Origin of the sequence: Rhizobacter sp., from assembly GCA_021153565.1 — a bacterium.
Lineage (GTDB): Bacteria > Pseudomonadota > Gammaproteobacteria > Burkholderiales > Burkholderiaceae_C > Albitalea.
Map to the genome: position 1 here is coordinate 1 of JAJKJU010000261.1, position 6,637 is coordinate 6,637.

Genomic DNA, 6,637 nt, shown 5'->3' on the forward strand with positions numbered 1-6,637 from the left:
CCGCGGGTGTCGGTGAAGCGGAAGTCGACGAACTTGACTTCGTTTTCCGACACCAACTTCATCACGTCGGCGACGGTCTTGGCTGCCATCAAAATCTCCTAGCGGGACGCTATTAGTGTTGGGGTGGTGTGGGACGCCATCGGCAAGGCACGAAAGGACGAGTGCCTCAAAAATGCGCACAGGAATGTAGCAGAAACCATGCCGGCAACCCCAGGCTTTTCCATGGACGCTCCGAGGGGGTGCACCGACGGCGCGAAGCCCGAACCGGGCGCCTGTTTCGCGAAAATTTGCCGTCGTAGAACGTATGTTTGCGCCATGATGGTGCAATTGTTTGGCGTTCATCGCACCAATTCGGGGCCAAACTTGACGCCGTAGGCCGCCAGTCCGGCGAGGAGCAACGGGTAGGCCGCATCAAGCTGCGCAGGCATGCCTTTTACGCCGAGTTCGATGTGCCGACCGTGCACGGGATGATCCATGCTCGGCAGGCTGAACACCTTGACCCCGGGGAATTGCGCCTCGATCTGCTCCATGAGAGGCGTGAGAGTGGCCTCCATCGATCCGTACACGATGACCGAGCGCTCCTGCCAAGCGTCCTGACGATGCAGGTGTGCGTAGCGGGTGTCGAGCAGCAATTCGATCATTGGATGGGCCATCACCGGAAAGCCGGGAACGAAGTGCACATCCTCAACCGAGAAGCCGGGGATCCCGTTGAATGGATTCGGAACGATCTGCGCGCCCTCCGGGAACACGCCCATCTGTAATCTTCGGTGCATGTCGGGGTGGCTCTCATCGAGCGTCTTGCCCTGCTCTGCCGCCATCTGCCTGGCACGTTGGGTGATGAGCACTTTCGCTTCCGGATGCATGACCAACTTGCGGCCCAGTGCTGCCGCTGCACACTGGCGCGTGTGATCATCCGGCGTTGCGCCGATGCCACCGCAGGAAAAGACCACGTCGCCGCTCTCGAAGGCGTCGCGCAAGTCAGCAATGATGCGAGCCGGTTCGTCGCCAACGTAATGCGCCCACGACAGCACAAGCCCGCGTGCGGCAAGCAATTCGATCGCCTTGGGCATATGCATGTCGGCACGCTTGCCCGAGAGGATTTCGTCGCCCACGATGATGAGTCCGAAATTCATATGCACCTCCGTTGTTGCGTGTGAATGGAGTGGGGTCACGCGGGAGGAAGCGCGGGAGGCATGGGCTGGACAGATCCGAGTAGTAAGGACATGGCCCGAAACAACTTCCCGTTTTGCGGGTGCTGGGCAGGCGCGCTGCGGCGTTGCTCCTCACTTGTGTGGCTCGCCACACGGCGCTCGGAGCGCCTTGCATCGCATCCCGCCCAGCACCCGCAAAACGGGAACTTATTCCGGGCCATGTCCTAAGGCATCGTTCGCATTGACGGGTGTCCCCACCGCCTCATCGCGAGCCCGCGACTCGCGTAGATCGGCTAGCGCCGACAGCAGGTAGTGGCTGAACCAGAGCGCAGAGAACGCAAAAACGAGTGTGTAGGTCCAGATCGCCATCAGCACGACGTATGGTGCCCAGATAAGCGCGAGTCCGAATCCCCAAATCATCGACGGCAGCGCGCTGACATAACCCGTGAGCACGCCCATGGCGATGAGCGGGAAGCGATGCGCCTTGATGATCTCGCGCCGCTCCTCGCGGCTTGCGTGATCGGCGAGCACGTCATAGCTCATCACGCGAAAGGTCAGCCAACCCCAGATCAAGGGCGGAAGGACGAGAACCAGCGGCGGAATGAGCCACAGAGGGATGGTGATGATGAGTGCGAAAACGGCGAGCAGCGTGACCCACAGCGCGCCGACCACACCGCCGAGGATGGAGCCGCCACGAAGCTGCTCGAGCGTGGGGAAGCGCCGCTTCGCCACGAGCTTGAGCATCCACGGCGCCATCATCGCGGCCACGAGCAGTAGCGAGCCGATGACGATGACAGGCGTCGCGATCACCATCACGATGAGCTGCGAGAGCATCGTCCGCACGTTCGACAGGCCGGCGCTCCCGAGCCACGACTCCATCACCTTGACGAGTTGCCACGACCCGAGCGTGGTTTGCACCGCGTCGAGCGCCGGCACCCAGAAGTAGAGAGCCAAAAACCACGCCAACGCTCCCATCAGCAGCACCGGAAGGAACGACAGCGCGATGACGGTCGGATGCAGGCAATAGGCGGCTGCCCGCCAGCACGAATCGGCGAGCCTTGACACGGAAACAGAAGCAGACATCAATCGTCGTCGCCGCCCAGTACGCCAGCGAGCAAACCGCCTGCGCCGAAGCCGCCGAGCAGCGAGCCTTCTTCTCGTGAGCCGCCGTGCTGCGGCGCCGCAGCGAACACGCGAGAGGCGAGCCGCGAGAAGGGCAAGCTTTGCAGCCACACCGTGCCCGGGCCCGTCACCTTTGCGAAGAAGAGCCCTTCGCCACCGAAGAGCGCCGTTTTCACCTTGCCGACGTACTGAATCTCGAAGTTCACGTTCGGCGTCATCGCCACGATGCAGCCGGTGTCGATCAAGAGCGTTTGCCCGGGGCGCAACTCACGCTTGTCCACCGTACCGCCAGCGTGAACGAAGGCGAGCCCGTTGCCCTCGAGCTTTTGCATGACGAAGCCTTCGCCGCCAAAAAAGCCCACCGACATCTTCTGCTGGAAATAGATGCCCAGCGACACCCCGCGCGCAGCGCAGAGGAAAGCGTCTTTCTGGCAGATGAGCGTGCCGCCCAACTGCCTCAAGTCCATAGGAAGAATTTTTCCGGGATACGGCGCAGCGAAGGCTACGCGCAACTTGGTCGACGATTGATTGGTATAGACCGTCGTGAACAGCGACTCACCCGTCACGAGGCGCTTGCCCGCACCTAGCAGCTTGCCGAGGAAGCCGACCTGGCCGGCGGACCCGTCGCCAAACACCGTATCCATGGCGATGCCGGCATCCATGAACATCATGCTGCCTGCTTCACCGACTGCCGCCTCTCCCGGATCGAGTTCGACCTCCACGAACTGCATTTCCGAACCCTTGATCTCAAAGTCGACTACATCCATGGCCATGAATCACCCCGTGTCTGAATGGATAGATGTTAGCGTCCTATGATGGCTTCACGACATAGGCGCGTCGCGCCGCGGAGACCTGCCCCGGACATGCTGCACCTCCTGAACCTGCTCGCAGCGATTTCGCTTCTGGTGTGGGGAACGCACATCGTGCGCACTGGCGTGCTGCGCGTCTTCGGCGAGAACCTACGCCAGGTGCTGGCAAAAAGCTTCAGCAACCGGCTCAGCGCGCTGATCGCAGGAATGGGCGTGACGAGCATCGTGCAGTCGAGCACGGCCACCTGCCTCATCGTCGCGTCCTTCGTTGGCAAAGGCATCGTCACCACCGCTGCCGCGTTGGCCGTGATGCTCGGCGCCGATGTGGGCAGCAGTCTGATGGCGGTCGTGTTTTCCTTCGACCTGTCGTGGCTTTCGCCCTTGCTCATTTTCGTCGGTGTTGTGACCTTCATCACCCGTCAAGACACCACTGCCGGGCGGATCGGCCGGGTGTTGATAGGACTCGGGCTCATCACGCTCGCACTGCACCTGATCGTGGAGGCCACGCGGCCGCTCACCGAATCGCCCGCAGTCCGCGCGCTGCTGGTGGCCTTGCCCAGCGACGTGCTGCTCGACATCGTGGTGGGTGCTGTGCTGACGGTCCTTGCCTATTCCAGTCTCGCGATCGTTCTGCTTACCGCCACGCTGGCGGCCTCGGGCATCCTTCCGGTCGACGTGGCGCTGGGTCTCGTGCTGGGAGCCAACCTCGGCAGCGGCTTGCTGGCCATCCTGGCCACGAGCGGCGCATCGCCACAGGTTCGGCGGCTGCCGGTGGGCAACTTCCTGTTCAAGGCTGGGGGTGCGCTGATTGCTGTCCCTCTTCTCCCGGAAGCCCGCGGCCTCCTACAGCTGTACTTGCCCATGGTCCACGAGCAAGTGGTGGCCTTCCATTTCGGGTTCAACGTCGCCATCGCGGCGATCTTCATTGCCCTGACCAGCGTGGTGGCACGAACCGCCGAAAAGTTGTTGCCGGCGCCCCGAGTGGGATCGGGCACCGAGCGACCGCGGCACCTGGACCCATCGGCACTTGCCACCCCATCGCTTGCCATCAGTTGCGCAGCACGGGAAGCACTGCATCAGGCGGACGTGGCAGAGACGATGCTGCGCGGCATCTTGCCCGTCATCCGCAACAACGACCTTGCCTTGGCGGAACAGCTGCGCCGCATGGACGACACGGTCGACGAGTTGTATTCGGCGATCAAGTTCTACCTCACACAGATCTCGCGCGAGTCGCTGTCGGAGCGCGAAAGCCGGCGCTGGACGGACATCGTGTCCTTCACCATCAACATGGAGCAGATTGGTGACATCATCGAGCGCGTGCTGCAGGATGTGGAAGACAAGAAGATCCGCAAGAACCGCAGCTTCTCGGACGCAGGCATGGCCGAGATCGTCACGCTGCACGAACGGCTGATGGCCAATCTCCGGCTGGGCATGAGCGTGTTTCTGGACGGGCATGTACGCGACGCGAAGAAGCTGCTCGAAGAGAAGGCACGCTTTCGCGACATGGAGCACGAGTACGCGGCCAGCCACATCTCGAGATTGCGCGACAACACCGCACAAAGCATCGAAACGAGTTCACTTCACCTCGATCTGATCAGCGACTTGAAGCGCATCAACTCACACATCTGCTCGATTGCATACCCGATTCTCGAATCGGCAGGCGCCTTGTCGCAGACGCGCATTCGTCAATCACGCTTTGCCGCTTTGCCTCCCGATGTGACCGAGTGAAATCGTCGGCTGAGCGATGAGAGCAAGTGATTCGTGCGGGAATGCCTTCGATCGCCCAATCGCCAGCGTGCATGACCACAGGCAAGCCAGCTTCCGCCATTTGCCGCGCGAGTTCGTCTTTAACCAACCCGCAACGCACTCCTCCGGTCGTCAAGCGCGTCCGGTGTTGACCGGCGGCAGTCGGCATTCACGATTTGCGTCGACGTGTTCCGAACCACAGCGCGCCCAGGCCCGCAAACATCAATCCGTAGGTGGACGGCTCCGGAACGGCAGCTGCGGGGACGTAGTTGGTGTCGAGATACAGGCTAAGGAGGGAGGGTTGGCGCAGAACGGATGGATTCGTGCCGGCCATGCAAGTGGAGCCGACTTCAGTGGGAGCCGAACTGCCTGGGGCTCGACCGAACGCAAACGCATTTCTGGTGGTCTGCCCACTTCCGCATCCCGTCGGGCTTGCGAGGCCCCACTGCCATGCTATGTCGTTTCCGGCAGGCGGCACGTCGGTGTAGAAATCCAAAGGGACATCGCTCGTCCAGCGCAGCGACGAATAGTCAGCTAGCGTGAAGTCGCCCCCCCCCTCGGCGAGCTCGCCTGCCGAGTAGCGCAGACTGATTCCATGAACCTTGTTGAAGTCGATGAACCCGTCGTTGACTGGAGGAAGACCGCCGTTATAGATGGTCGGAAGCACCGAGTCGTCGACGATGAAGTAGCCCTGCACCTTGGCATCGGCGTCGAGGAATGTGAATCCGAATTTCACGTCGACGGCGAGTGCATCCTGGACATATCCGATGCAACCGAGCGCGGACAGCAAAGTCAGTTTCGCGAGTTTCTTTTTCATTCGAAAGTTCCTACAGTGGCGAGCCGGCAGGGATGCCGCGGACGCGCGAGCCTAGCCTAAATGCAACGCTTTCTGCCCCCTTATTAGAGGTCGCCGTGGGTCAATCGTGCAACTGCTCGGTACTCGAAAACCGCGGCTCGACGGGCCCGAAAATTGTCGTGGATTTGTCTGGCCTCGAGTGAAAGCTTGGGCCTTCCACCCGACTGTTTTTGTCCTTGGAACGGATGGAAAGAGTGCCAGCCTTGTCGCAACACTTTTCACGTTCACTAACCATTGCCCAGTTCTTGACCTTGGCTACGATGATGACTTGGGCTCGTCAGCGCAGGTCCACACACACCATCGTCAGCGTACCGCTCAAACGGTACGTCGGGATGATGGCGCTGCATCCAGCGGTCGAACACGTAGTGCAGGAACAGGTTGGCCAGCAGAGGACTGATCACCCCGCCTTGTGGTGTGCCCAGCGCACGCGCCTGCGTCTGACCATCGGCCAGTTCCGCCGGCGCACCCAGCTGTCACTGGTGTGCTTGTGCAGCGCGCGCATCAACGCGGGACTTGCAGCCGCAGGTGTGCGCCCATGCTGGGCGCACCAAGAAAAACGCCCCTGGACCTTAAGTCCAAGGGCGTGTTTTTCCCAGGCGTTGTCTTGGTGGAGCCGGGGGGAATCGAACCCCCGTCCGCAAGCCATCATCGGGCAGATCTACATGCTTAGCTCATTGATTTGGTTTTAAAAATGACCGCCGCGCAAGAGCACGCTGCGTTCACCCCGAGTCACTTGATTTAGCCCTGTGCTGAGTGACCCAACTCAGAGCGAGCCAATGTGTATGACTTCGCAGCTCTTGGGTTGCCCCTCAAGCCCGGCCCATCGGCCAACCGTTGCGAAGCTCACCGGTATTAAGCGGCGAGGGCGTACGAAGAGTCGTTCGCAGTTACTTTGTTCCAGATGGATTTACGAGGTGACTGGCCCTCGGCATGCCCTGTTCCAACTCCGCACC

Annotated in this window: 6 protein-coding genes and 1 other RNA gene; 1 reads left to right on the forward strand and 6 read right to left on the reverse strand. The window is 61.3% G+C overall.

Features of this window, described 5'->3' with window-relative positions:
• Window positions 1-338: 338 nt before the first annotated feature.
• The 3 genes from AC30NL_RS16765 to AC30NL_RS16775 form a co-directional block, all read right to left on the reverse strand.
• Window positions 339-1,133, reverse strand: coding sequence for a competence/damage-inducible protein A (locus AC30NL_RS16765; RefSeq protein WP_489465137.1), 795 nt, complete (start codon window positions 1,131-1,133; stop codon window positions 339-341).
• A 225-nt stretch (window positions 1,134-1,358) separates the two neighbouring features.
• Window positions 1,359-2,234 carry an EI24 domain-containing protein gene (locus AC30NL_RS16770; RefSeq protein ID WP_489465138.1) on the reverse strand — a complete coding sequence of 292 codons (876 nt, stop codon included), beginning with the start codon at window positions 2,232-2,234 and terminating at the stop codon, window positions 1,359-1,361.
• Window positions 2,234-3,046 carry a TIGR00266 family protein gene (locus AC30NL_RS16775; RefSeq protein ID WP_489465139.1) on the reverse strand — a complete coding sequence of 271 codons (813 nt, stop codon included), beginning with the start codon at window positions 3,044-3,046 and terminating at the stop codon, window positions 2,234-2,236. The genes AC30NL_RS16770 and AC30NL_RS16775 overlap by 1 nt, the downstream gene beginning before the upstream one ends.
• A 90-nt stretch (window positions 3,047-3,136) precedes the next feature.
• On the opposite strand from AC30NL_RS16775, the gene AC30NL_RS16780 reads away from it, so the two are divergent.
• Window positions 3,137-4,810 carry a Na/Pi cotransporter family protein gene (locus tag AC30NL_RS16780; protein WP_489465140.1) on the forward strand — a complete coding sequence of 558 codons (1,674 nt, stop codon included), beginning with the start codon at window positions 3,137-3,139 and terminating at the stop codon, window positions 4,808-4,810.
• 187 nt (window positions 4,811-4,997) lie between these two features.
• Here the strand turns inward: AC30NL_RS16780 and AC30NL_RS16785 are convergent, their stop codons facing one another.
• The 3 genes from AC30NL_RS16785 to ssrA form a co-directional block, all read right to left on the reverse strand.
• Complete coding sequence (locus tag AC30NL_RS16785) at window positions 4,998-5,645, reverse strand: PEP-CTERM sorting domain-containing protein (protein ID WP_489465141.1); 648 nt, start codon at window positions 5,643-5,645, stop codon at window positions 4,998-5,000.
• Between the two features lie 266 nt (window positions 5,646-5,911).
• Window positions 5,912-6,154 carry a reverse transcriptase domain-containing protein gene (locus tag AC30NL_RS16790; RefSeq protein ID WP_489465142.1) on the reverse strand — a complete coding sequence of 81 codons (243 nt, stop codon included), beginning with the start codon at window positions 6,152-6,154 and terminating at the stop codon, window positions 5,912-5,914.
• 135 nt (window positions 6,155-6,289) lie between these two features.
• Window positions 6,290-6,637: a transfer-messenger RNA gene (gene ssrA, locus AC30NL_RS16795) on the reverse strand; the annotation flags it as partial.

Excerpts from the sequence above, each read along its gene's own strand:
- AC30NL_RS16780 (WP_489465140.1), top strand. The coding sequence starts at position 3,137 with ATGCTGCACCTCCTGAACCTGCTCGCAGCGATTTCGCTTCTGGTGTGG.
- AC30NL_RS16775 (WP_489465139.1), bottom strand. The coding sequence starts at position 3,046 with ATGGCCATGGATGTAGTCGACTTTGAGATCAAGGGTTCGGAAATGCAG.
- AC30NL_RS16770 (WP_489465138.1), bottom strand. The coding sequence starts at position 2,234 with ATGTCTGCTTCTGTTTCCGTGTCAAGGCTCGCCGATTCGTGCTGGCGG.
- AC30NL_RS16785 (WP_489465141.1), bottom strand. The coding sequence starts at position 5,645 with ATGAAAAAGAAACTCGCGAAACTGACTTTGCTGTCCGCGCTCGGTTGC.
- AC30NL_RS16765 (WP_489465137.1), bottom strand. The coding sequence starts at position 1,133 with ATGAATTTCGGACTCATCATCGTGGGCGACGAAATCCTCTCGGGCAAG.